At 60.8% G+C, this 23,803-nt stretch carries 21 protein-coding genes and 1 pseudogene; 12 read left to right on the top strand and 10 right to left on the bottom strand.

The genetic code is table 11. The annotated features are described in order from the left end of the window. Nucleotides 1-98: 98 nt before the first annotated feature. The gene (locus NL154_RS04700) at nt 99-1,364 is read left to right on the top strand and encodes an MFS transporter (protein ID WP_210628639.1); all 1,266 of its coding nucleotides are present in this window, start codon (nt 99-101) and stop codon (nt 1,362-1,364) included. On the opposite strand, the gene NL154_RS04695 is transcribed toward NL154_RS04700, so the two are convergent. Next, the gene (locus NL154_RS04695; protein ID WP_210628640.1) at nt 1,326-1,943 is read right to left on the bottom strand and encodes a TetR/AcrR family transcriptional regulator; all 618 of its coding nucleotides are present in this window, start codon (nt 1,941-1,943) and stop codon (nt 1,326-1,328) included. The genes NL154_RS04700 and NL154_RS04695 overlap by 39 nt on opposite strands. 115 nt (nt 1,944-2,058) lie before the next feature. On the opposite strand from NL154_RS04695, the gene NL154_RS04690 reads away from it, so the two are divergent. Further along, nucleotides 2,059-2,730 (top strand): glutathione S-transferase N-terminal domain-containing protein, encoded by a 672-nt coding sequence (locus NL154_RS04690; RefSeq protein WP_434733675.1) that lies wholly within the window; start codon nt 2,059-2,061, stop codon nt 2,728-2,730. A gap of 8 nt (nt 2,731-2,738) precedes the next feature. On the opposite strand, the gene nadE is transcribed toward NL154_RS04690, so the two are convergent. Both nadE and NL154_RS04680 read right to left on the bottom strand, forming a co-directional pair. Continuing rightward, entirely contained in the window at nt 2,739-3,572 is an 834-nt protein-coding gene (gene nadE / locus NL154_RS04685) for an ammonia-dependent NAD(+) synthetase (RefSeq protein WP_434733674.1), read from the bottom strand. Between the two features lie 232 nt (nt 3,573-3,804). Continuing rightward, nucleotides 3,805-4,692 (bottom strand): branched-chain amino acid aminotransferase, encoded by an 888-nt coding sequence (locus tag NL154_RS04680; RefSeq protein WP_434733673.1) that lies wholly within the window; start codon nt 4,690-4,692, stop codon nt 3,805-3,807. Between the two features lie 250 nt (nt 4,693-4,942). Here NL154_RS04680 and NL154_RS04675 point away from each other — a divergent pair, with 250 nt between their 5' ends. Next, complete coding sequence (locus NL154_RS04675; RefSeq protein WP_434733672.1) at nt 4,943-5,983, top strand: zinc-dependent alcohol dehydrogenase family protein; 1,041 nt, start codon at nt 4,943-4,945, stop codon at nt 5,981-5,983. A 164-nt stretch (nt 5,984-6,147) separates the two neighbouring features. On the opposite strand, the gene NL154_RS04670 is transcribed toward NL154_RS04675, so the two are convergent. Continuing rightward, nucleotides 6,148-6,657, bottom strand: a complete 510-nt coding sequence (locus NL154_RS04670) for a LysR substrate-binding domain-containing protein (protein ID WP_434733671.1) — start codon at nt 6,655-6,657, stop codon at nt 6,148-6,150. On the opposite strand from NL154_RS04670, the gene NL154_RS04665 reads away from it, so the two are divergent. After that, a complete protein-coding gene (locus NL154_RS04665) occupies nt 6,642-7,109 on the top strand; it encodes a cupin domain-containing protein (protein WP_434733670.1) in 468 nt (155 codons plus the stop codon). The genes NL154_RS04670 and NL154_RS04665 overlap by 16 nt on opposite strands. A gap of 176 nt (nt 7,110-7,285) precedes the next feature. On the opposite strand, the gene NL154_RS04660 is transcribed toward NL154_RS04665, so the two are convergent. The 3 genes from NL154_RS04660 to NL154_RS04650 are packed head-to-tail and all read right to left on the bottom strand — an operon-like array spanning nt 7,286 to nt 12,367. Further along, entirely contained in the window at nt 7,286-8,506 is a 1,221-nt protein-coding gene (locus tag NL154_RS04660; protein ID WP_434733669.1) for an ABC transporter permease, read from the bottom strand. A gap of 1 nt (nt 8,507) precedes the next feature. Further along, nucleotides 8,508-11,273, bottom strand: a complete 2,766-nt coding sequence (gene rbbA / locus NL154_RS04655) for a ribosome-associated ATPase/putative transporter RbbA (protein WP_434733668.1) — start codon at nt 11,271-11,273, stop codon at nt 8,508-8,510. Beyond that, nucleotides 11,270-12,367 carry an HlyD family secretion protein gene (locus tag NL154_RS04650; protein ID WP_434733667.1) on the bottom strand — a complete coding sequence of 366 codons (1,098 nt, stop codon included), beginning with the start codon at nt 12,365-12,367 and terminating at the stop codon, nt 11,270-11,272. The genes rbbA and NL154_RS04650 overlap by 4 nt, the downstream gene beginning before the upstream one ends. 347 nt (nt 12,368-12,714) lie before the next feature. Between NL154_RS04650 and NL154_RS04645 the strand changes: the two genes are divergently transcribed. Next, on the top strand, nt 12,715-14,061 hold the full coding sequence (locus NL154_RS04645) for a glucoamylase family protein (RefSeq protein ID WP_434733666.1): 1,347 nt from the start codon (nt 12,715-12,717) through the stop codon (nt 14,059-14,061). A 159-nt stretch (nt 14,062-14,220) separates the two neighbouring features. Here the strand turns inward: NL154_RS04645 and NL154_RS04640 are convergent, their stop codons facing one another. The 3 genes from NL154_RS04640 to NL154_RS04630 all read right to left on the bottom strand — a co-directional run bounded on the left by NL154_RS04640 (nt 14,221) and on the right by NL154_RS04630 (nt 17,707). Further along, nucleotides 14,221-15,906, bottom strand: a complete 1,686-nt coding sequence (locus NL154_RS04640) for an ABC transporter ATP-binding protein/permease (RefSeq protein WP_434733665.1) — start codon at nt 15,904-15,906, stop codon at nt 14,221-14,223. A 166-nt stretch (nt 15,907-16,072) separates the two neighbouring features. Then, a complete protein-coding gene (locus tag NL154_RS04635; RefSeq protein WP_434733664.1) occupies nt 16,073-16,606 on the bottom strand; it encodes a hypothetical protein in 534 nt (177 codons plus the stop codon). A 147-nt stretch (nt 16,607-16,753) separates the two neighbouring features. Continuing rightward, nucleotides 16,754-17,707, bottom strand: coding sequence for an AraC family transcriptional regulator (locus tag NL154_RS04630; protein ID WP_434734144.1), 954 nt, complete (start codon nt 17,705-17,707; stop codon nt 16,754-16,756). Between the two features lie 243 nt (nt 17,708-17,950). Between NL154_RS04630 and NL154_RS04625 the strand changes: the two genes are divergently transcribed. The 7 genes and pseudogenes from NL154_RS04625 to NL154_RS04595 all read left to right on the top strand — a co-directional run bounded on the left by NL154_RS04625 (nt 17,951) and on the right by NL154_RS04595 (nt 23,796). Beyond that, nucleotides 17,951-19,381 (top strand): extracellular solute-binding protein, encoded by a 1,431-nt coding sequence (locus NL154_RS04625; protein ID WP_210628644.1) that lies wholly within the window; start codon nt 17,951-17,953, stop codon nt 19,379-19,381. A gap of 137 nt (nt 19,382-19,518) precedes the next feature. After that, the gene (locus NL154_RS04620) at nt 19,519-20,397 is read left to right on the top strand and encodes a carbohydrate ABC transporter permease (RefSeq protein WP_097591494.1); all 879 of its coding nucleotides are present in this window, start codon (nt 19,519-19,521) and stop codon (nt 20,395-20,397) included. Further along, on the top strand, nt 20,394-21,227 hold the full coding sequence (locus NL154_RS04615) for a carbohydrate ABC transporter permease (RefSeq protein WP_210628645.1): 834 nt from the start codon (nt 20,394-20,396) through the stop codon (nt 21,225-21,227). The genes NL154_RS04620 and NL154_RS04615 overlap by 4 nt, the downstream gene beginning before the upstream one ends. A gap of 4 nt (nt 21,228-21,231) precedes the next feature. Next, complete coding sequence (locus tag NL154_RS04610) at nt 21,232-21,435, top strand: DUF2160 family membrane protein (RefSeq protein WP_207241065.1); 204 nt, start codon at nt 21,232-21,234, stop codon at nt 21,433-21,435. Between the two features lie 4 nt (nt 21,436-21,439). Continuing rightward, complete coding sequence (locus NL154_RS04605) at nt 21,440-22,480, top strand: NAD(P)-dependent alcohol dehydrogenase (RefSeq protein WP_221155525.1); 1,041 nt, start codon at nt 21,440-21,442, stop codon at nt 22,478-22,480. 1 nt (nt 22,481) lies between these two features. Next, nucleotides 22,482-22,595 (top strand): annotated as a pseudogene (locus tag NL154_RS04600) (3-oxoacyl-ACP reductase); the annotation flags it as partial. Between the two features lie 130 nt (nt 22,596-22,725). Continuing rightward, nucleotides 22,726-23,796: an ABC transporter ATP-binding protein gene (locus tag NL154_RS04595; protein WP_221155520.1), complete on the top strand. Its 1,071-nt coding sequence runs from the start codon at nt 22,726-22,728 to the stop codon at nt 23,794-23,796. The last annotated feature ends 7 nt before the right edge of the window (nt 23,797-23,803 follow it).

Genomic DNA, 23,803 nt, shown 5'->3' with positions numbered 1-23,803 from the left:
TCCGATTGCATTATGCAATCGGCTATCTTCTACCACTTTTACCCGAGATGATCCAGCTTGCGGCGCAACTGCCCCGCAGGATCGATGCCGAGGCAAGAATGACCGACACGCAACGGGACGCGGCCAGCGCTGGACCAGGCTCGATCTACTGGAGGCGCAACCTTGCCGTCTCGCTGATCGGCTCCTTCACCACGATCGTGGCGATGACGCTGCTGCTTCCCTTCCTGCCGCTTTATGTCGAAGAGCTCGGCGTGACCGATCATGCGGCGATCGTGCAATGGTCGGGCATCGCCTATGGCGCCACCTTCCTGGCGGCCGCTCTCGTCGCGCCGCTCTGGGGGCGGCTCGGCGATATCTATGGCCGCAAGCTGATGCTGGTGCGCGCCAGCCTCGGCATGACGCTGGCGATCTCGCTGATGGGCATGGCCGGCAATGTCTGGCAGCTGGTGGCGCTGCGCCTGTTCGTCGGGCTTGCCGGCGGCTACTCTTCCGGCTCGATGGTGCTGGTGGCGACGCAGACGCCGAAGGACCGCTCGGCGTGGGCGCTCGGCGTCTTGTCTTCCGGCATCATGGCCGGCAATCTCGTCGGGCCGCTGATTGGCGGCGCACTGCCGCAGCTCATCGGCATCCGCGGCACGTTTCTCGCCGCCGGGGCCATCATCTTCCTCGCCTTTCTCGCCACCACCCTGCTGATCAAGGAGGAGAAGTCACCGGCCCGCAGCCTGGCGGCCAAGGCGAGCGGCGGCTGGAGATCCATAAACGACAGGCGCCCCGTCATTGCCATGCTGGCAACCGGCATGCTGCTGATGCTCGCCAATATGTCGATCGAGCCGATCATCACCGTCTATGTCGCCGAGATCGTGCCCGTCGATGCGCAAGTGACGATGATCTCCGGTCTCGTCATGTCGGCCGCCGCCCTCGGCAGCATCGTTTCGGCCTCATGGCTCGGCAGGCTCGCCGACAGGGTCGGCCACTGGCCAGTGATCGCGGGTGCGCTCGTGGTCGCCGGGCTGCTGCTGATCCCGCAGGCTCTCGTCACCAGTCCCTGGCAGCTGATCATCCTGCGCTTCTTGATGGGAGCAGCACTCGGCGGGCTGCTGCCCTGCATCGCCGCCGTCATCCGCCATAGCGTGCCGGACAGTGCGGCCGGCAGCATTCTCGGGCTTTCCATCTCGTCGCAATATGTCGGCCAGGTCGCGGGCCCCATCCTCGGCGGCTTCGTCGGCGGGCATATCGGCATGCGCTCGGTTTTTCTCGGCACCTCGCTGCTGCTTCTGGCCGGTGCTGCCTATGCCTGGCTGGTGCGGCCGAGGGAGGCCACAACATCAGACCTGCGAGCTCCCGCAGATCAGCTCGACGCCTGAGCGGGCGATCGACTCCAGCACCTCACGGCTGTCGCCGGCGCGGGCGCGCACGGCAAGCGAATGCATGACCGCGGAGGCGAGCCTTGCCAGCATCAGCGGATCGGCGCTCTCGGGAAGCTCGCCCCTTTCGACGGCAATGCGCATGCGTTTTTCGATCTCACCATCGAACTCGTTGAGGCTGCGGCCGAGCACCTCGCGCACACGCTCATGTTGGACCGCCTCGACCGAGGCGGTGCCGATCAGCAGGCAGCCGCGGGCGGCGGTTTCGCCGTGCAGATAGATCGCTAACGCCCCGGCGTAGACGCTCGCGAGATTGTCGCGCAGCGGCAGTGACGAGTCGAGCGCCTGCTTCAGCACGTCCATGCCATCCTGCCGATAGGCCTCCAGGGCTTCGAGATAGAGAGCCTCCTTGTCGCCAAAGGCGCCGTAGAGGCTTGGGCGGTTGAGGTTGGTCGCGGCACTCAGATTGTCGAGCGAGGCGGCGGCAAAGCCCCTGTCCCAAAAGACGTCCCTCGCCTTGCCGAGCGCCGCCTTGGCGTCAAAAGCCCTCGGGCGGCCGCGTTTCTTCTCGTCCTTCATATTTTGTACTGCTTCGCATTAAATTGTTGACGACGGTTATTTTATGCGAAACAGTACAAATGTCCAAACATATCGGCCGGCGGCATCTTGCCGCCTCCGCAGAAAGGAAACCGAGATGAAACTCTATATGCACGCCGCAGCCTGCTCGCTTTCGCCGCACATCATCTGCCGGGAGCTGGGGCTCGACATCGAGCTCGTCCAGGTCGATCGGAAGACCCACAGGACAAGCAAAGGCGAAGACTACCTGGTCATCAACGGCAACGGCTATGTGCCGGCGCTGATGCTGGACGATGGAAAGGTACTGACCGAAGGGCCGGCGATCGTGCAGTTTCTGGCGGAAGGCTCGGGCCTGCTGCCGGAAGTCGGCGACATCAAGCGCAACGAGGTGCAATCCTATCTCAATTTCATCACCGCCGAGCTGCACAAGCCGATGGTGCTGCTGTTCAGCCCGAGCTATTCCAGCGTGCATGGAGAAATCCGCGCAGTGATCTCGAAACGGCTCGCCTGGCTGAACGACCGTGTGACCGCACCCTATCTTACCGGCGATGCCTTCACGGTGGCCGACGCCTATCTCTTCGTCTGCCTCAACTGGTCGCCCTGGATCGACATCGATCTGAAACAATGGCCGGCACTGAGCGGCTTCATGGCTCGCGTCGCGGCGCGCCCCAAGGTGCGAGAGGCACTGCAGGCCGAAGATCTCCAGGCCTTCGAGGCCGGCGGCGTCTATTTCGCCCCGCAGGCCTATCTCGCCTCGGCCGGACGGGCCGGCGAACCGGTGCGGCCGTAGCGCCGCTCTTAGAGAGCGTTGACGGCGACCGGCAGGGCTCGCTTATGAGCAGTCGCCCGATAGGCGGAAAGGATCCGGCGGCGGGCAATCTCGCCGACCGGCTTGCCTTCAAGAAAATCGTCGATCTCGTCATAGGTGACGCCATAGGCCTCCTCGTCGGGACGCAGCGGCCGCTGGTCCTCGAGATCGGCCGTGGGCACCTTGAAGACCAGCTCATCCGGAGCGCCGAGCCGCTTTGCCAGCAGGCGGACGCGGCGCTTGTTGAGGCCGGCGAGCGGCAGGATATCGGCGGCGCCGTCGCCGAACTTGGTGAAGAAGCCCATGACCGCCTCGGCGGCGTGGTCGGTGCCGATCACCAGGGCGCCGAGCGCGCCGGCCAAGGCGAACTGGGCGATCATCCGCTGGCGGGCCTTGATGTTGCCGAGGATGAAATCCTGCCGGCCGGCATCGGCAAAGGCAAGGCCGCCGTTCTGCGCGGCGGCCAGCATCGCATCCGCCGCTTCCTTGATGTTGACCACCATCGAACGATCAGCGCCGATCATTTCCAGCGCCCGGTTCGCATCGGCCTCGTCGGCCTGAACACCGTAGGGAAGTCGCACGGCAATGAATTCCGCCGCATGGCCACCTTCACGCAACTCGCGCACCGCCTTCTGAGCAATCAGCGCCGCCGTCAGCGAATCGACGCCGCCGCTAATGCCGAGGACGTAGCCGCGCATGCCCGACGCCACGAGATAATCCTTGAGGAAGGCGGTCCGCCGCTCGATCTCGTGCTCCGGATCGATCTCGGCGGCAAGGCCCAGCTCGCGGATGATCTCACCTTGTTCGTCGGAGAGCACGGTCATGGGTGGTTCCTCTGTGTATGAAAATTTCGGCGCACTATGGCGGAAAGGTGTGGGGAAGCGAAGCGGTTTCGGGCAGGCCCGCTCTGCATCGTCAAGTGAGCGTTAAGGTTTGGGATCGATCTGCGAAGCTGAAATCGTCGCGTGACGACCCTGTTCCTGACGAACTGAAACCTACGTCCGCCGTTGCAATCGATTCGCTGAATCGATTACCTCGGCTACGCCGAACCACTGCTCACTCCTCGCTCTCACTTCTCCCGTGGGCCCAGTCCATGTAGAGTTCCAGCGCCTTGCGGGTGACCGGGCCTTCCTGGAAATTGCGATCGTCGAGGCGGGTGACGCCGACGACTTTGGAATAATTGCCTGTCGTGAAGATCTCGTCGGCTGCAAGGAAATCTTCGACCGAGAGCGTGGCTTCCACGACGTCGAAGCCGGCCTTGCGCAAGAGGCCGATGACGCGGGCGCGGGTGATGCCGGCGAGGAAGGTGCGGTTGGCGGCGGGCGTCATCACCACGCCGTCGCGCACCAGAAAGACGTTGGAGGAGGCTGTTTCGACGACATTGCCGTTCAGATCGCGCACCAGCGCATTGTCGAAGCCGCGGCTGCGCGCCTCGGTGATCATGCGGCCGCTGTTCGGGTAAAGGGAGCCGGTCTTCGCCTCCGTCATGGCCGTTTCGGGCGAGGGACGGCGATAGGGCGAAACGGTGAGGCTGGTGCCGCCATGGCCGCCCATCGGCGCCTCGAACAGGCAGAGCGCGAAGCGGGTCGATTCGGCATCGACGGAGACAATGCTGCCGGGCGAACCATGTTCGCCCCAATACATCGGCTTGATGTAGATCGCCGTCGCGCCGTCGAATTTGCCAACGCCTTCCCAGGCGAGCGCGGCAATCTCCTCGGCCGATTTCACCGGCTTCAGGCCCATGGCGAGTGCGGAGCGGTTCACGCGCTGGCAGTGAAGATCAAGATCCGGGGCGATGCCGTCGAACCAGCGGGCACCGTCGAACACCGTGGAGCCGAGCCACATGGCATGCGAGGTCGGCCCGATCAGCGGCGGATTGCCGGGAAGCCATTCGCCGTCGACATGAGTCCAGGTGGTGGAACGCGGTGATGTATCGACGGCCATTGCTGCTCTCCCTTGCGAATCCGGGAAAGCAAAAACCCCGGCGGCACGCCGGGTCAAGGACAAATCCCGGCCGGAAATACGGAAGCAAGAAAATGCCGGAGCACAGCGTCCGGCCGCAATATTCGTGCGCGACACCTGCGGCGTTGGCGATGGGTGCATCAGCAAAAATGATGGAATCTCTGTTGGAATGGCGGGCTGGCGCATGCGATCATGAGGAGAAATCGCCGGACAGCAGCAAGGGAAGACGCCGATGAAAGCCATGTTCTACGAAGCCTTCGAGCAGGCGCCGGAAATCCGCACGCTGCCCGATCCGACACCTTCCGAGGACGGAGTCGTCATCGCAGTCGGCGCAAGCGGGCTCTGCCGCAGCGACTGGCACGGCTGGATGGGCCACGATCCCGATATCCGCCTGCCGCATGTGCCGGGGCACGAGCTTGCCGGACGCGTCGTCGCCACCGGCCGCGGCGTCATGCGCTTCAAGGCGGGCGACCGGGTGACCGTGCCCTTCGTGTCCGGCTGCGGCCATTGCAGCGAATGCCATTCCGGCAACCAGCAGATCTGCCCGAACCAGTTCCAACCGGGTTTCACCCATTGGGGCTCCTTCGCCGAATATGTGGCGATCGATTATGCCGACACCAATCTGGTGCATCTGCCCGATACGATCGAGGACGCGACAGCGGCAAGCCTCGGCTGCCGCTTCGCCACCTCGTTCCGCGCCGTCGCCGACCAGGCGCGCACCGGACCCGGCGAATGGATCGCCGTGCATGGTTGCGGCGGCGTCGGCCTGTCGGCGATCATGATCGCCACCGCGCTGGGCGCCAATGCGATCGGCATCGACATATCGGAGGAGAAACTCGCCTTCGCCAGAGAGTGCGGCGCGGTGGCGACGGTCAATGCCTCAAGCGTTGCCGACGTGGCCGAGGCGGTGCGCGATATCACCAAAGGCGGCGCGCATGTCTCGATCGACGCGCTCGGCCACCCCGCCACCTGCTTCAACTCGATCAAGAATCTGCGCCGGCGCGGCCGGCATGTGCAGGTGGGGCTGATGCTCGGCGAATACGCGACACCGCAGATTCCGATGGGCCAGGTGATCGGCCACGAACTGGAGATCTACGGCAGCCACGGCATGCAGGCCTGGCGCTACGACGCCATGCTGTCCATGCTCGCCGCCGGCAAGATCGCCCCGCAGAAGCTGATCGGACGGCGCATCAGCCTGGAGGACGCCGTGCCGGCGCTGATGGCAATGGAAAAAGCTGAAGGAACCGGTATCAGCGTCATCACGCAATTCTAGCACCGGATGAGTCGGCGCAGCCGGCCAAGGCTGCATAGCCGCACTCTCTGGGTGCCGGGCGCGACCCTTTACGTGCCGGCCTGCCGGTCATCTTCTCACGCCGACCGAAGGATGCTGTGGTCTGACGGACAGCGACGGCGGCGCCGTCTCGGGCTATGGGACATTCAGAACAGGTGCCTGTGGCGCGCAAAAAGCCGCGAGAGGCGATCGAGCACGACGCGCACGCGCGGGACTTGAGCGAGTTCGGCCGGCGTCAACATCCAGAGCTCCCGTTGGGGCATGGGCGCGGCGAAGGCGACGGGCTCGAGGCCGGAGACGGTTGCGGCAAGATAGAGCGGCAGCATGGCAACGCCGAGACCGGACGCGGCGGCCAGCGCCTGCACAGCATTGCTGCCGGAGCGCAGGCTGACGGGGTGGTCGGGAAATTTGTGGTCGAGCCAGCGCGCTTCGGCGACGCCCTGGCTCTCGCCGTCATACATGATCAGCGGCGGAAGATCGCCCATCTCAAAGGCGTTCCGCGTCTCCTTCGAGCCGGAAAAGCCGTAGCGGATTGTGGCGACGCGCCGGCCGGAGAGCTCGCTGTGGCCGGGATGACCGAGCCGCAACGCGATATCGGCCTCAGGCGGGCATGAAAAGCGGGTAAGAGGAAGAAAGAGACATGATGTCCAACTCATTTGTGACAATACCTGCCGGCAAAGAGGCAAGACGCTTTTTCGTCCTCGGTGACCGGATCGAGCGGCGGCTTCGCCTCCGCGGAACCTGGCTCAACATCTTCGACGTCACCGTGCCGCCCGGCAGCCGGACGCCGAAACATGCGCATGCGAGCCCTGAGGTATTCCGCATCCTTGAGGGATGCCTGACAATCTGGCGGCTGACGGACAACGGTCCCGAAGAGATCGAGGCCGGCGCGGGCGACATCGTCACGATCGCGCCGTTTGTGGTGCACGGCTACGCCAACCGCGGTACCGTCCCCGCCGTCTTTTCGGCCGTCGTCGATCGCGAGATGGCCGAGTTCATCGAGGCGGAAGGCACGACAGAGCCACCGAAGGCCAGCCCTTCTGAGGAAACCATCGCCCGCATGACGGCCGTGGCCAATGCTTACGGGATCACCATCCTCGCGGCCTGACCTCGACGGCGGCATCTCGGGGCGCCATCCCGTGGCGAGCTGGGAAGCTCGCTGCGGGAGAACGAGATCGTCGTGCGGGCGACGTTGATCGGGCGATCGCTAACTGTGCATTCTGTTTCCAACTGCGACATGTGAAAAGATGAAAGTAGAGCGGGCCAAACACCGGCCGCCAGGATTCAGCTCTCAAAAATTGCGCGGCGGAAGCGGTACAAGGCAAAGCCGAAGTAGAGACTGCCGATGACTGTCATCGCTAGAATCTCCGGCCAGACAATTGAAAAATCGGCGCCGCGATAAAGCACCCCCTGGGCGAAAACCACGAAATGCGGCGTCGGGCTAATAATGTTCATGAGATACTGCAAAAACTCCGGCATGCTTTCCATCGGCGTCATTGCCCCGGAAAGCAGCATCAGCACCAGTATCACCGGAACCGCCAGCAGACCGAACTGGCCCATCGTGGCTGCAATGGTACCGAGAAGAATGCCTAGCGCTGCGACCGTGAACACATAAAAGCACGTCCCGCCCAGAAACAGCAGGATCGATCCGGCAATTGGGACCTGCAGCCACCATTGCACCACAAGCACCAGCGATAGGCCGGTGGCGATCACGATGACAATGCCATTGGCCAGGATCTTTGCAAGCATGATCTCGGGGGGAACCACCGGCATCACAAGGAGATGCTCGACTGTCCCCTGTTCGCGCTCGCGGATCAACGCCGCGCCGGTCAGGATAATAGCCAGCATGGTGATGTTGTTAATGATCTGCATCACCGAGGTGAACCAGGCGGACTTCAGGTTTTGGTTGAACTTCACGCGCGTCACCATTTTGACCGGTTCACCGCTCAATCCTTCGCGGTTCGTTACGAATTGTGTCACATAGTTTAGGATGACGTTTTGGATGTACGTCATGCCATTAAACGCCTGGGCAATGGCGGTGGCATCTATATTGAGCTGAACCGAAGGCTGCCGCCCGACCAAAATGTCCGCCTGAAAGTTCGGAGGAATTTCGACAACGAAAAGGAAGCGTTGCGCATTCATCGCTGCGTCGATTTCCGTCGATTGGATCTCCACGGCGGGTTGGAAGGTGGGAGGCGTGAGGCCGTCCGCAATACGCCGCGAGAGGTCGGAACGATCCTCGTCGACGATGCCGACCGAAAGGTTGGTCGCCTCGGTCGAGGCGCCGGTGGCAGCGTCGACCGCAACGGTGAAGGAAAAGGCGACAAGCGCCAGGACAACCGCGTCAGCGCGTATGCTGCGCATTTCCTTGATCGTCAGCCGGTAGATGTTGGCGAGGTGTACCCATAGCTTCGACAACCGCAGGCTCTTCAGCCGCGTCGCCTCTGGTATCGCGGGCGGTGTTGCCTGTCGTCGTGAATCTATCCTCTGGTCCGATTGCGACATCTCAGCTCTCCTGCTTGCGCAGCAATACATGAGCGGCACCGAGGTAGCTGACCCCAAAGACCGCGAGCATGAGTGCATTGAACCAGAGATCAGAATAGCCGAGTCCCTTGGTGAAGGTGCCGACGCTGATCGGCTGATACCAAGCCGCTGGGAACATGAGGCCAATGACCCTTCCCGCGCCCGTAAGCGACGACACAGGTGTGAGGAGACCCGAAAAATTCACCGTGGGTATGATGGCGAGAACCGTGGTGGCAAAGACCGCCGCTACCTGGGTCCGGGTGAAGGTCGAGATGAGCTGTCCAAAACCGCAGGTTGCACAAACATAAAGCAGTGTCCCGAGAGCCAGGGCTGCGAAAGACCCCTTGACTGGTACGTTGAAGAGGAAGATCGCCATCAGCAGCATGATAGTGAATGCCACCATCGCGATGACGACATAGGGGATCAGCTTGCCCAACAAAAATTCGAATTTGCTGATGGGAGTGGAGCGAAAATTGGCGATCGAGCCCGTTTCTTTCTCGCGCACGACAGCAATGGTCGCCATGACCGCCGGGATCAGAACCAGCACCATCACGATGGTTATCGGAACCATCGCAAAAATGCTCTTGAATGCCTGATTGTAGCGGAAGCGGTTTTCGATATTGACGCCGCCGAAATAGACGTTTGATGGTGCATTGGGGCCGAAGCGCTCAACAATGAGATCCCGCACGTACCGCTGCTCCAGGCCGGCTACGTACCCTCTCGTTGTCTCACCCCGGAATGGCATAGCTCCGTCGATCCAGAATGCGACCTCGGGCGGACGCAGGTTTTCAACATCACGGCCGAAGCCCGCGGGAATTTCAATGGCGACAGCAAGATCTCCGCTTCGCATGCGCTGCTCGAGTTCCGCGGTAGAGCTGATCGCAGGCCGCTCACTGAAATAATGAGAACCCGAGAAATTTTCCAGCAGCCTGCGGCTTTCGGGCGTCCGGTCCTGGTCGAAGGCCGCAAATCTCAGGTTCTCGACGTCGAATGTGATGCCATAACCGAAGGCGATCATCAGAATGACGGGACCGATGAAGGCGAACGCCATTCTGATGGGATCGCGCAAAAGCTCCATTGTTTCGCGCCGGGCATAGGCCCACAGCCGCCCGAGGTCAAATCGCCTGGAGGAACGCGATTGGACAGGCTCGGTTGCCGTGATGCCCGCAACCGCCGAGGGTTGCGCCGCTGGTTCCGGCTTCTTCTTGTCTGCGCTTTCGCCGGCTTCCTCCAGGTAGGAGATGAAGGCGTCCTCGAGAGAATCGCTGCTGCGCTCCTTCACCAGCTGCTTCGGTGTGCCGACGGCGAGCACGCGTCCGCGATGCATCAGCGAAATGCGGTCGCAACGCTCGGCCTCGTTCATGAAATGGGTCGAGAGAAAGATGGTGACGCCATCGTTGCGGGAAAGATCGATCAGCGTGCGCCAGAAGGCGTCGCGCGCAACCGGATCGACACCCGACGTAGGCTCGTCAAGAATGAGGATCGGCGGCCGGTGGAGCACGGCCACCGCAAGCTGCAGCCGCTGCTTGACGCCGAGGGGTAAGCCTTCCGGCTTCTCATTGGCGACGTTCTTCAGATCGTACCGCTCGAGCAGTTCGTTGATCCGTGTGTCGATCTCGTTCGGCGGCAAACGGTAGAGCCGTGCGTGCAGATCGAGGTTTTGCCAAACGGTCAGCTCGCCGTAGAGCGAAAACGCCTGCGACATGTAGCCGACGTTTTGCCGCGCCTCCATGTCGCTGGCGCCCATCGGTTTGCCAAATAGCTTGGCCGAGCCTTCGGTGACCGGCAGCAGCCCGGTCATCATTTTCATGGTGGTGGTCTTGCCGCAGCCATTCGAGCCGAGAAACCCGAAAATCTCGCCGCGTGCGATGCGAAAGCTCACATGGTCGACGGCAACGAAATCGCCGAACCGGCGCGTAAGCCCTTCGGCTTCGATTGCCGGCGTCTTATCCTCCGATTCGACGCGCGGCCGCACGACCACCTCCTCGTGCAGACCGCGCTTTTCGGGCGGAAGGAGTGCTATGAAGGCGTCGTCGAGATTGGTCTTTTGCGCTTTGGCGAGGATCTCCTTCGGAGCGCCACGCGCAATGACCTTCCCCTCGTCCATGGCGGCAAGCCAATCGAACCGGCTCGCCTCGTCCATGTAAGCGGTTGCGACGATTACGCTCATCTGCGGCCGACGCGCGCGGATTGAATCAATGAGCTCCCAGAATTGCCGCCGCGACAGCGGATCAACGCCTGTGGTAGGTTCGTCCAGTACGAGCACATCGGGATCGTGCATCAGAGCGCAGCAGAGGCTGGCTTTCTGCTTCATGCCGCCGGAGAGCTTGCCACAGGGTCGATCTGCGAACGGGTCAAGCCCGGTGGCTATCAGAAGCTCGTCGATGCGCGCGCGTCGCTCGGTCAATCCCTGGCCGAACAACCGCCCGAAAAAATCAATGTTGTCGAAAACGCTGAGCGTCGGATACAGATTGCGACCAAGCCCCTGCGGCATGTAGGCAATGCGGCCGTAGCTCGCCCGGCGATGGCTCTGATCCCCCATGTTTCCGTCGAGCACCGTGACCTGGCCGGTTTGAATCTTGCGCACCCCTGAGATGAGGGCGAGCAAGGTAGACTTGCCGACGCCGTCTGGGCCGATCATCCCCACCATGCAGTTGGCGGGAATATCAAGCGTCAGGTCGTTAAGCGCGAATGTCTTTCCATAGCGGTGAGTGACATGCTGGACGCTTGCGACGATGGCCGTGCTCATTCCGGCAGCCTCACGCTCAATACCGGAGGCCAAGGCACCTTGGGATCGGTGCGGACAAACCCAAGCCCGCGCACCCCGGTCTTGACCTGACGATGATACTTATCAAGCACCCGCGGATCGCCTTGGAGCTTGACCCTGAACATCAGCTTCTCCCGCTCCTCGGACGTCTCGACGCTCTTCGGCGTGAACTGGGCCTCGGTCGCCACGAAGCTGATCACCGAAGGGAACACGTATTGCGGAACGGGATCGAGGACTATGCGCGCCTCGTCGCCTAGCGTGAGCTTGCCGGCGTCGTCCGCCGGCAAATAGATCGTGAGGTAAACATCGTTCAGATCAAGAATAGTCAGAACGCGTTGTCCTGCAGCGACGACCTCGCCGGCGCGCGCGAGCCGGTACTGTACCCGCCCACTTCTGGGTGAGACGAGCACGAGATCAACCAGTATTGACTGGTAACGTTCGACGTCAGATTCAGCTACGTCAATTGCGAAACTGGCCTGATCCCGCTGGGCATTTGCCGCAACGTAGGCAGCCTCAGCTGCTTCGAACCTGTTGCGACGCTGATCAAACACCTGTGCCGACAGATTCCGGTCCGCAATTTGCTTCTTTCCGCGCTCATAGTCGGCTCGGGCGAAATCCAGATCGCTTTTGCGTTGAGCGATGAGCGCGTTCGCTTCAGCCAATGCCTGTTTGGATTTCAGGACTTGCGCTTGCGCGCCGCGCAACTGTGCCTCGGTTTCCGGCGACGAGATGGTGGCGACGACCTGTCCAGCCGTGACTTCGTCTCCCTCGTCCACGGTCAAGGTAGCCAGCCGGCCGGGATATTTCGCAGCGACATCGACTTGCGTTGCTTCGATTCGACCGTTCGACTTGACGATGCCGTCGGGCATCTCGTTCCCACGCAGCCGCGCGATCAGGCTCTCCACCGCCGATTGGGCTCGTTCGAGAGGGTTCTGTTGGTCCGATTGCGCCTGCGCCTTGACGATTAGAGATGGAGGCCCTCCCTGAGAGAGGCCGAGCGCAGACGCGACCAATGACACAGAGACGCACACGACAACAGCGCTCATCACGCCGACGATCAACGGCCGAAAAGCCATTCGACTCTCCTTCAAGTGAGATTGAACACCTTGCGGTCAGTGTGGTGCCAACATAGGCGCCAAGCGACCATTCGCATTGATTTGGATCAATATTTGGCTCATGAGCCACCGGCGAAGATCGTCGCGCCGCACTCCACTTGAGGGGCTTGCATATGGTATCCGCCCTCGACTTCGTCTCACCTTACGCAGTGGGCAGAGGGACTCCACGGCTGGTCCCGGTGTCTTGATTCATATCAATTCGAGAACCCGGCCGCCGTGTTAGGGAAACTTCACGCTAGACCAGCCCGCAGCGGACGGATGCTCACCTGGCTCCGGTGGAGCAGGCCGATCGTCACAAGGTTTCGACTATGCGCGATACTGAGCCAAGGGCAACGCCCGACACGTTCTCGATTGCAGACTTCGCCGAATTGCCGACGGACTGGAGTCTGCTGCTGCAATTCACCACGTTGCTGTACTACCTGCAGGTCACGAACCCGGATAACGGCCTGATCCGCGACAAGACCGAGCCGACTGCCCCGGCAAGCATCGCGGCGATCGGGATGGGCTTGGCGGCAAGTCCAATAGGCGTGGAACGCGGCGTCGTCACCCGCGAATTCGCCGCGAAGGTCGCTCGCAGGCAATTGAGATATCTGATGGAGTTGCCGCAGGGACCGGAGCCAGGCGCGTCTGGCTACAAGGGCTTCTTTTATCATTTTCTGGACATCGAAACCGGCCGCCGCGCCTGGCAATGCGAATTGTCGACCATAGATTCGGCATTCCTATTCGCAGGCGCTCTGACAGTTTCCACCTATTTCGATCGCGATACGACCGAGGAAGCGCAAGTCCGCCAGCTTGCCAATGAACTCTACGAGCGCGCGGACTGGAACTGGGCCTGCAACGGCGAGCCCACACTGACGCATGGTTGGAAGCCCGAGACCGGCTTCATCCCTCACCGCTGGCGCGGCTACGACGAGGGCTTGCTGCTCTACTTCCTTGGCCTCGGTTCGCCGACCCACCCGCTGGAGCCCGAGAGTTACGCGGCATACACGGCGACTTACGAATGGAAAAACATCTACGGCCGCGAGTTACTCTATTCAGGCCCGCTTTTCACCCATCAGCTGTCGCATCTGTGGGTGGACTTTCGGACAATCCGCGACGATTTCATGCGCCGACGTGACAGCGACTATTTCGAGAACAGCCGGCGTGCGACTTTCGTTCAGCAGGAGTACGCCATCCGTAATCCGATGAACTTCGTCGGCTACGGGCAATATTGCTGGGGCTTCACGGCGTGCGATGGCCCCGGCTGCATCACGCGGGAGGTCAATGGAATCGAGCGGCAGTTCTTCGACTACGTAGCCCGCGGTGCTCCCTTTGGCCCTGACGACGGGACGATCGCACCGTGGGTTGTCGTTGCCTCGCTGCCGTTCGCACCAGAAATAGTCGTCCCAACGATCCGCAACTTTGCACGAATGAACCTTGGAATGACCCGCCTTTACGGATTCAACCCGTCATTCAATCAGTCATTTGCAGTGAAGGACAGTCCCACCGGATGGTGGGTATCTCCGTATCATTTCGGTATAGACCAGGGACCGGTCGTGCTAGCGATCGAGAACTACCGGACGGGCCTGCTGTGGAACATCATGCGCCGCTGTCCGCCGATTTTGGCCGGCCTGAAAAAGGCGGGTTTTGCGGGCGGGTGGCTCGCTGCGATCTGATCGAGCACCGTGCCCTTCCAAGGCGTTCCGCATTTGAACTCTCGATCACACGCCTTATCATTAGCCCTCCCGGGGTGGGTCCGCTGGATGAACCCTTGCAACGCAAAAGGGCTTCCACAACCGATAGCGCCTTCCCTCGGCTTTGAGGGTTGGTCAGAATCAGGGTCGGTTCGATGTCCACTTCCACCCACCGTCCTCACCGTATTCGAGGACCGCGTCATAAAGATCACGCGAGTCATCGGCTCCGCCGTTGTTGATGCAGGTGATCGAACGCTCGGATAGCAGGCGCAGTATTTTGCGGAGTTGTTCAAAACCCAAGGTCGTATCCACTCGATCCAGGAAGACGAACCGCGGCGCTGCGAGCAGGATGTTTGCAACCATCAGAAGCTGCTGCTCGGTCAGCGAGAGCTCCATTTCCCAGCCTCGCTCACTATCCAGCCCGCCCGCGAGGCTCACGAGCCGGTCGAGATCGAGCTCGCGCAGGACGTGGAAAATTCTCTGATCAGAATTTTCACCCGGGTTCTCCGAACGCTCGAGTATCTGTCGTAACGTGCCCGGTGGCAGGTAAGGTCGCTGCTGAAGAAACAGGATGTCGTCGGAAGCAGGGCGAATTATTCGCCCTGTGCCTGGCGTCGGAATGCCCGCTGTCGCTCGGAACAAAGCCGTCCCCGCAGCGTGACCAGGTCCGGTTAGCAAGACGAGGGTCCCGACCGGGATCGTTACCGACAGCTCCTTCAATAGGAGCGCGCCGTTCGATGACAGCAAGGTTAAACGCTCATAGGCCAAAGCCCCTTCTCGTTCGACAAACTCGATGGCTGGCTCCGCGATTGTTTGCGATCTTTCAATTGCCTCCGGTAAGGAGTTGAGCCGGGCGACCACTGCGGCGAATGTCGAGATCGATTGATACTGGGTGACGATCAATGAAAACGCGCCAACGAGCATCGCAAAGGCAGCGCCGGACTGGGTGATCACACCAAACTCGATTTCCCCACTTATGAAGGCGGGAGCAATGATCAGGGCCGGAATGATCTGGATCAGCCAATTGTAGCCGGTGGTGAAAAATCCGACATTGCGATTCACTGCGGTAATCCGGCGAAAATTGGCGGCCAAAGCCTCAAGTCGATGCGACAAGAGGATGTTCTGCCGCTCCTCGGCGCGTGCCAAGAAGATTGACTCGGCGTTCTCCCGTAGATGAATGAGGCTGGAGCGGAAATCGGCCTCCTTATCGAGTTGATCGTAGTTCAGATTGATCAGCGGCCGCCCCATGAGAAACGTCAGGCAAGAGCCGCAAGCCGCATAGAGAACGGCAACGACAAACAGCAAAGGGCTGATGGACCACAGCAGGCCAGAGAAGGCTACTATCGTGAGAGTGCCGTTAAAAACCATCACGACGAAGGAGAGCGTCGTGACGGTGAACGCGCGTACGTCATCGGCGATCCGCTGGTCCGGGTTGGCAAGTTGCCCGGAGACGCCCAGCCGGTAATAGGTACCATTGGCCAGATAAAGTGCGACCGCGCGACGGGTTATGAATTGACGCCAAAGCAGTGCCAGCCGTTCCTCGACAAATCGAGCAATTACCGAAACAACAGTCAGGGCGGCGAACACACTTACGTAAAAGATTGATTGCCGGATGAACTCCGGGGTCTGGCGGTCGGCGATCGCGGTGATGAAGTTTCGTCCGACGTAGCTGTTGACAACATTCAGTCCGCTAATCCCGCACAAGAGCGCGATGAGCCCGGCAAACATCAGTTTGGCCTTCCCCCCGACATCGGAGCTCACGAAATCTCCGACCGTTCCGGCAAAGCGAGCTGCGGTTACCTTAAGTGGAATTTGTTGCCGATCCATGTCATCATTCCTTTGGCAGCTCAGGGCATTGCAGCTCCGGCGTGAATCGGCATCTGACGCCCGTTCGGCGGCCATTAAAAAGCACCAGTTCACTCGAGATCAGAGCACGGTGGCGTCATCCTCGGCGCCGATCGCCACCTCGCCTGGTTCAATGTAGTTGCAGAGCTCAAGCTTCATACTGGTTCACAGTCGGACCCTGACCTTGCGCCATACCGGGCATCGAGCATTGAGCTAAATCAAGTGGAACAGGCCGAGTGCTGACAACGCTGTCCGAGAGCTTGCAAATCGGAGGCTGTTCTTTACTTGCGCTTGGTCGTGATCCGCTGCCGCCACCGATCTTCTCGGCGAAGTTCCCGGGCATTTGCCTGGGAAGCGGAAGACGCGAGCCGGGCAGGCGATAATCCTGGCTGTCGCCGTCACGTGCCTGCAGCATCGGGCGGTGTTGTCCGAGCGCGGTTTCTTCCAGGGCGCTCGCCGCGCTGGTGAGCTCACCATCGTTGGATGGGGTAAAGTGGAGATCGGTTTCGAAAATATTCCCGGCAATGGCATTCCAAATGGTCGACTTGGAGGGGAGACTTTGTCCGCGCTTGCCGGCGACTTCCGCAGCAGCCGAGCGATATCGGCAACGTTTGTTTTCGATGGCCCGTGCAGCCGGCACGCTGCGGTGGCGGCTTCCGGAGGCGACGGGGATCAGCGTCATCACGCGGTTTTCGTGAGGGAGCTTTTTACCCTCCCTGCTGGGACGGACGCGAGAGGCAGCGATAACTTCCTCCGTCTCGCCCGAAAGGAGTAGGTCTGAGCCAGGGCATAATGAAGTCGCAAGGAGAGAATACATCTTCCCTCCTCTTTAGGTATCATCGACTGATCGCCAGGCTGACTGCACAGGCATATGATCTGTCGCTGTCTGAGGTAACGGAACGGTTCTGCGGTTGGTGGACAGTTTCCGGTATTTCGTCGGTGTTAGGTTATGGTGGCGGAGAAACACCCGGTTGAAATTTGACAGATTGCGATAGCCCACCTCGAAGCAGATGTCCGTTATCGGCATAGAGGTATCGGTCAATAGCTGACCCGCTTTCCAGATACGAAGCTTGTTGACGTGGTCGGTGAAGGTGTGGCCGCTGTTTTTCTTGAAGAATCGCGAGAAAGCGCTGTCGCTCATGCCGACCATGCGAGCCATATCAGGCAACCGGATATCCTCCGACAGATTGGCAAAGACATACGCGAAGACCTGTTGCAGGGCTTCGAGCGAGCCATAGCTCAGGTCCGGCACATAAGCCTCTGAAGACAGCATATCGAACTCGTCGGTGTCCCGCAGCAGCGAGAGCAATGACAGGAAGGTCGAAAGCCGCAGCGAGCCGGTCTGGAACTCCATGTCGAGTATCAGCGCCTCCGCCTGCTCCCGCGCCCGGCCCTTGAAGGAGAGCCCCCGCTGTGCGCGGGCGAGAAAGTCACGCAGCCCCGCCAGTTCCGGCAGGAAGGCCGAAGCCTGCTCCAGCTTGGCCGGCAGAAACTGGATGACGATGTCACGTCCTGGAATGCGCTCACCCGGTCCGAGCGGCGTCACCCAGTCGTGCGGCAGGTTGCTGCCGATGACGGAGATATGGCCCGGCGTGAACGCGCCGACATGATCGCCTGCAAGCAGGACGCCGCTGGCGTTGGGAATGTAGTGGATCTCCACCTCCGGGTGGAAATTCCAGACGTTGCGTTCCCACGGATAGTCGTCGCGGCGCCAGAGGAACGACTCGTCCGCGCCGGTCAAGACATATTCAAATCTCGCGACCGTTGGCGAAACAACTGACATTGCGGACATCCTCCAGTGCTTCCCGCGATGCTCGTTGCGCTGACAATCAATATTGGATTGTGCAACGCACACAAGATTTCATGGATATTTTCGGCATTTCGCGCATGAGAGTATCAGTATCGCGCAACGGCCGCGCTTGTGTCCACCCGTTCTTTCTACAACTATTGTGGTCCGTTGAGCGTGTCGGAGGAGAGTTTAGCACGCACAACCGGACCGATTTTGCGATCCAAATGGAGGAGAACAATGAACAGTTTCGTCAAAGCCGTGGGCGTCGGCTTCATTTCGCTTGGCCTTTGGAGTTCGACCGCTCTTGCTCAGGATTCCTGGTGGAAAACTGCCGCCCAACCCTACCAGGGCGCGACCATCCGGGGCATCTCGGAATCGACCCCAGCGTCGAAATATGTCGAGCAGGTGCTCGGTCCCAAGTTCACCGAAGAGACCGGCATCAAGGTCGAATTCGAAGCGACATCCTGGGACCAGATGTACGACAAGGCGATCAAGGACATGGAGGCCAATACCGGCATCTATGACTTCGTCTATATCGAGCAGGACATCGTATATACGTATCTGGCTCGCAATTTCCTGGTCGACATCACCAAGTCGCTTACCGATAATGCGAAGATCGCTTCGCCGGACTTCAAGCCGGAGAATTTCACTACTTTCTTGAACTATTTCAAGGATCCGAAGTCGGGCGATGTCATGGGCGTCCCCATGGAAGCCTTCATCAAGCCTTACCTCTACCGCAAGGATCTTTTCGATGATCCGGCGATCCAGAAAGCCTACAAGGATTCCACCGGTGCGGATCTGAAGCCCGCGACGACGCATGACGAGTATACCCAGATCGCCAAGTTCTTCACCGAATACGGCGCAGACAAGGAGCTCTGGGGAACCACCGTACAGGCCTCGTCGAGCCATCCCGCCGCCTTCTACGAATTCTTCGAGTCGGTCGCGCCGACCTTTGGCGTGTATAACTGGGGCATCGATGGCACGACCTTCGCGGCCACCGAAGCCAACGGCGGCCAGATGAACTCCGCCGCCGCGAAGAAGGCGCTCAACTACTGGATCGGCCTGCTGAAATACGCGCCGCCGGAATCGACGTCGTCCACCTGGGACGAGGTTGCCGGGACATTTGCCGCCGGCCGCGCAGCCCAAGGCCTCGTCTACGGTGAAAACGCTGCCTGGATCGCTACCGACGAAAGCAAATCGACGGTCGTCGGCAAGGTGGGAGTGTCATTGCCTCCGGTCGAGGCGGGTGTCATGGAAGCAGCCGAATCCGGCAAGGGATATATCGGCTATTACGATGGTGGTGCATTCGGCATCCCGCATTCGTCCAAGAACAAGGACGCGGCGCTGCTATTCCTGCAGTATATCGGTCAGGCCTCAGTGCAGACCGACTGGGCGCTGGCCGGCTCCCGCATCGTCATGAACTCGACCTACGACGATCCCAAGATCGTCGATCAGGACAAGAAGATGAACGGCTACTACACGCTGATGCGTGAGGACGGAAAGCTGTTCGCCGGAGCTCCGCCGTTCCCGTTCCACGCGCAAGTTCTGCAGGTAGTCGCGCCCTTCATCTACAAAGCGATCGTCGGTGAGATCAAGCCGGACGATGCGCTGGACCAGGCCGCCACCGCAGCCGAAGCCGAACTCGTGAAGCTCGGCTATCGCAAGTAAAAGACCGCACCTCCCAAGCGGTTGGCGGTCGCCTTCAGCAAGGTGGCCGCCCCTTTCCTGACTGCGGTTTGCGGGGCCTGCCCGCGACGCTCGAAGTCAGGCGAATGAGTGTCAAGGACGATCTGACGGAGCGCAGGATGAGACAATCCAACATCGGATGGCTGTTTCTAGCACCAGCCACGCTAATTCTGTTCGTTGTCGGGTTTGTTCCCTTCATCTACATTCTCTATGTCGGCTTCTTCGACTGGAACACCAACGCAGTCGACCCCACCCTGCGCTGGGCAGGCCTGCAGAATTATCGCAGCCTCGTTTTTGACACGACATTCCTGAACTCGCTTGCGCGCACGCTGGTCTTCGCATTCGTCGTCGTTGTGAGCGAGCTGTTGTTAGGCTATGTCCTGGCCCGCGCGCTGATGGCAGACCGGCTGTGGGGCCGGCAGTTCTTTCGCACGATCCACACACTGCCGATCGTGGTCGCGCCCATTGCAGTCGGCGCTACCTGGCGGCTGCTTTGCGTTCCCGGCTTCGGCATCGTGCCCTATTACCTGAAACTGTGGTTCGGCATCGACTACAACATCTCGACCAATGCCTATCACGCCTTCGCCACGGCGATCATCATGGACCTGTGGCACTGGACGCCGTTCGTCACGCTGTCGCTCATGGCGGGACTGACCGCCTTGCCGAAAGAACCGCTCGAACAGGCGCAGATCGACGGCGGCAACAAGCTGCAGATTTTCTGGTACGTGATCGTTCCGATGTTGAAGCCGGTGCTGCTGACAACCGTCTTCATCCGGCTGATGGACGCGCTGCGCTCGGTCGACGAAATCTGGATGCTGACAAAGGGTGGTCCGGCTGAGGCCACCCGGTTCATCGGCCTTCATATCTGGATCAACGTCTTTCCGAAGACCGATTACGGCTACGGTGCGGCCATGTCGCTACTGACGCTTTACGTCACGATCGTTCTGAGCTGGCTGCTGTTCGTCGCCATGACCGGCCGCAAGGGAGGCGCACAATGAAACGCTCCGGTATAGCCTCGTTCGTCCTTTGGATATGCCTGACCATTCTGACGCTGCTTCCGGTCTGGTGGATGCTGGTCGTTTCGATGCGCCCCCGCGTGAAGCTCTATTCGAAGTCGTTCCTCATCGACGATCTTTACTGGAACAATTTTCTGGCGGTGCTGAACAGCTCGACATTCCTGCAGTATCTCTGGAATTCGCTGATCGTGGCGACATCGAACGCAGCGCTGGTGTGCGCGCTCGGCCTGCTCGCGGCGTTCGGGCTGTCGCGTTACAAAATCGGCGGCGGTGACAATGTGTTTTTCTGGCTGATCACCAACCGCATGGCGCCGCCAGCCGTGTTTCTGCTGCCGCTCTTCCTGCTCTTCACCAAGTGGTTCGTGTTCGGCGATTTCATGCTGTTCGATACGAAGACTGGCCTGATCCTGCTTTATTGCGTCTTCAACCTGCCCTTCGCCGTCTGGCTCTTGAAGGGCATGCTCGACGGGATTCCGCTGGAGCTTGACGAAGCGGCGCGGGTCGATGGTGCGACAACCGGCCAGGTGCTGTCCAACGTCATCCTGCCGCTGGCGCGGCCGGGGTTGGCCGTCACCTTCATCCTGACCTGGATTTTCGCCTGGAACGAGTACCTGTTCGCAGCGACCCTAACGTCCTCGGCTAACGCCAGGACCGTGACGACAGCGCTCGCTGAATATGTCTCGGTCACCGGAACGAACTGGGGCGAGATGGCAGCGATGGCGTTCCTGACCACGCTTCCGGCCCTAATCGTGCTCGGCTTCGTCCAGAAACACATCGTGACCGGCCTCACGTTCGGCGCGTTGAAAGGGTAAGAAGATGGCTGGCGTTCAACCCCAGAAAACCCAACGCGACGGGTTCCTGCCTATCCGAACCAACGGCTTCGACAGGGGCTTCATCTCCGTCGTGATCCTGATCCTGGTGCATCTTCTATGGATGCGCTTCCTTGAGGGCGTGTTGCCCCTATGGGTGGCGACGGTGCTCTGCCTGGCGCTGGCCGTGTTCATTATCCGAAAGGGCTGAAGACATGAGATCACTCGTCCTCGAACGCAAAGACGAACTGCGCATTCGCGACCTGGACCCGAAGGAGGCGCTCGGTCCCACCGACGTGCGCATCGCCATCAAAACCGTTGGCGTCTGCGGATCCGACGTTCACTATTACACTCACGGCGCGATCGGCCCTTTCGTTGTGCGCGAGCCGATGATCCTCGGCCACGAAGCCGCCGGCATCATCGAAGAGGTCGGCAGCACGGTGCAGAACTTGAAAGTCGGCGACCGCGTTTGCATGGAGCCCGGCATTCCCGATCCTCAAAGTCGCGCGTCGCGACTGGGTCTCTACAATCTCGATCCCGCGGTGCGCTTCTGGGCGACGCCGCCGGTGCATGGCGTACTGAGACCGAGCGTGGTCCACCCGGCGGCCTTCACCTTTAAGCTTCCGAACAACGTCTCCTACGCCGCTGGCGCTATGGTCGAGCCGTTGGCTGTAGGCTTTCAAGCAGTCTCCAAGGCGAGGCTGACGCCCGGTGCGATCGCGCTGGTCACGGGTGCCGGGCCGATCGGCATGGTGACAGCGATCGCGGCGCTGTCGGCTGGCTGCGCCAGAGTTATCGTTACCGACGTTGTCGACGAAAAGCTTGCCGTGGCGCGCAAGCTCGGCCCTGCCATCATGACCGTCAACGTACGCTCGCAGGACCTGAAGAGTGTCATAGCCCGCGAAACCGACGGCTGGGGCGTCGATGTCGTCTTCGAATGTTCCGGCGCGGCCGAAGTGATCGCAGACACGGCGCACCATGCTTGCCCCGGCGGCGCCATCGTCCTCGTCGGCATGCCCCTGAAGCCGGTCCCGCTCGATGTCGTCATCGCCCAGACCAAGGAACTGCGCATCGAACACGTGTTCCGCTACGCCCATGTCTACCCGCGCATCGTCGCGCTATTGGGATCGAACCAGATCAATGTCGATGCGCTGATCACCGATACCTACGCTTTCGAGGATTCTGTCGAAGCGTTCGATTACGCCGTGCGACCGAAGCCGTCCTCCGTCAAGATCCAGATCGAGCTTGGGAAGTAGCATGTACCTGCGGAAGCTGGATCTCAGTGGAAGAGTGGCGGTCGTCACCGGCGCGGGGCCCAACATCGGCTATGCCTGCGCTGATGCCTTATCGGAAGCGGGCGCGCATGTCGTGCGATGCCGCCAGCCTGATGACCGGCAGCATCGTCGTTGCGGATGCAGGATACACCTCATGGTGAAACTGCCCGTGGACCCGTCCCGATTGATCGGCGGCCATGCCGCCACAACTGACTGAGGATTGACACATGGCGACGATCGAGCTCGACCAGGTCGACAAGCATTACGGCTCCTATCACGCGCTGCGCAACATCTCGTTCGACATAGCCGACGGTGAGTTCGTCGTGCTGGTCGGTCCCTCCGGTTGCGGCAAATCCACGCTGTTGCGGTCGCTTGCCGGCCTTGAGGAGATCACCGGCGGCACGATCAAGCTTGGCGGACATCGCGTCGACAACATCGCCGCCAAGGACCGTGACGTGGCGATGGTTTTCCAGAACTACGCGCTCTATCCGCACATGACCGTTCGGGAGAACATGGCCTTCGCACTGAAATTGCGCGGCGAGAACCTTGCGGATCGCAACGTCAAGGTCGACAAGGCTGCCGAGATGTTGCGGCTTACGCCCTATCTCGACCGATATCCGAAGGCGCTCTCCGGAGGCCAGCGGCAGCGTGTTGCCATGGGGCGCGCGATGGTTCGCCGCCCAAAGGCGTTCTTCTTTGACGAGCCGCTGTCAAACCTGGACGCCGCGTTGCGCGTAGATATGCGTTCGGAGATCAAAACTCTTCACCAGCGCCTCGGCGCGACTTCCGTGTATGTCACGCATGACCAGATTGAAGCCATGACAATGGCGGACCGCATTGTAGTGCTTCGCGACGGCAAGGTGGAGCAGATCGGTGCGCCACTGGAGCTTTACGACAGGCCGGCAAATACCTTTGTCGCCGGCTTCATCGGATCCCCGGCGATGAACATGCTACCGGCCACAATCGATCTCTCTTCGAACTCAGCGCGGCTGGCTGAAGGGTCGGCCCTTCCCCTTCCACAAGGCACGCGGGCGAGTCACGGCCAGGAGGTGATATACGGGGTACGTCCTGACCAGTGGATGCTGTCGAACGGCGATGCGGGCGTACCGGCAACTGTCGAGTTGATCGAACCGACGGGGGCCGAAATTCTGCTGGCAGCCCAGTTGGCGGGCAAGCGGGTCTTGTGCGCCTTTCGCGAGCGCCACGCGCTGAAGCCGGGCGACAGGATACGGCTCGACGTCGATCCTGCCGCGGCTCATGTGTTCGACAAGCAAACCGAGCAAAGACTCCCGTTCTGAGCAACAG

This window comes from Rhizobium sp. YTUHZ044, from assembly GCF_051123975.1.
GTDB lineage: Bacteria > Pseudomonadota > Alphaproteobacteria > Rhizobiales > Rhizobiaceae > Rhizobium.
The sequence above is the reverse complement of the archived record's forward strand: the minus strand, read 5'-3'. Positions and strand labels throughout refer to the sequence as shown.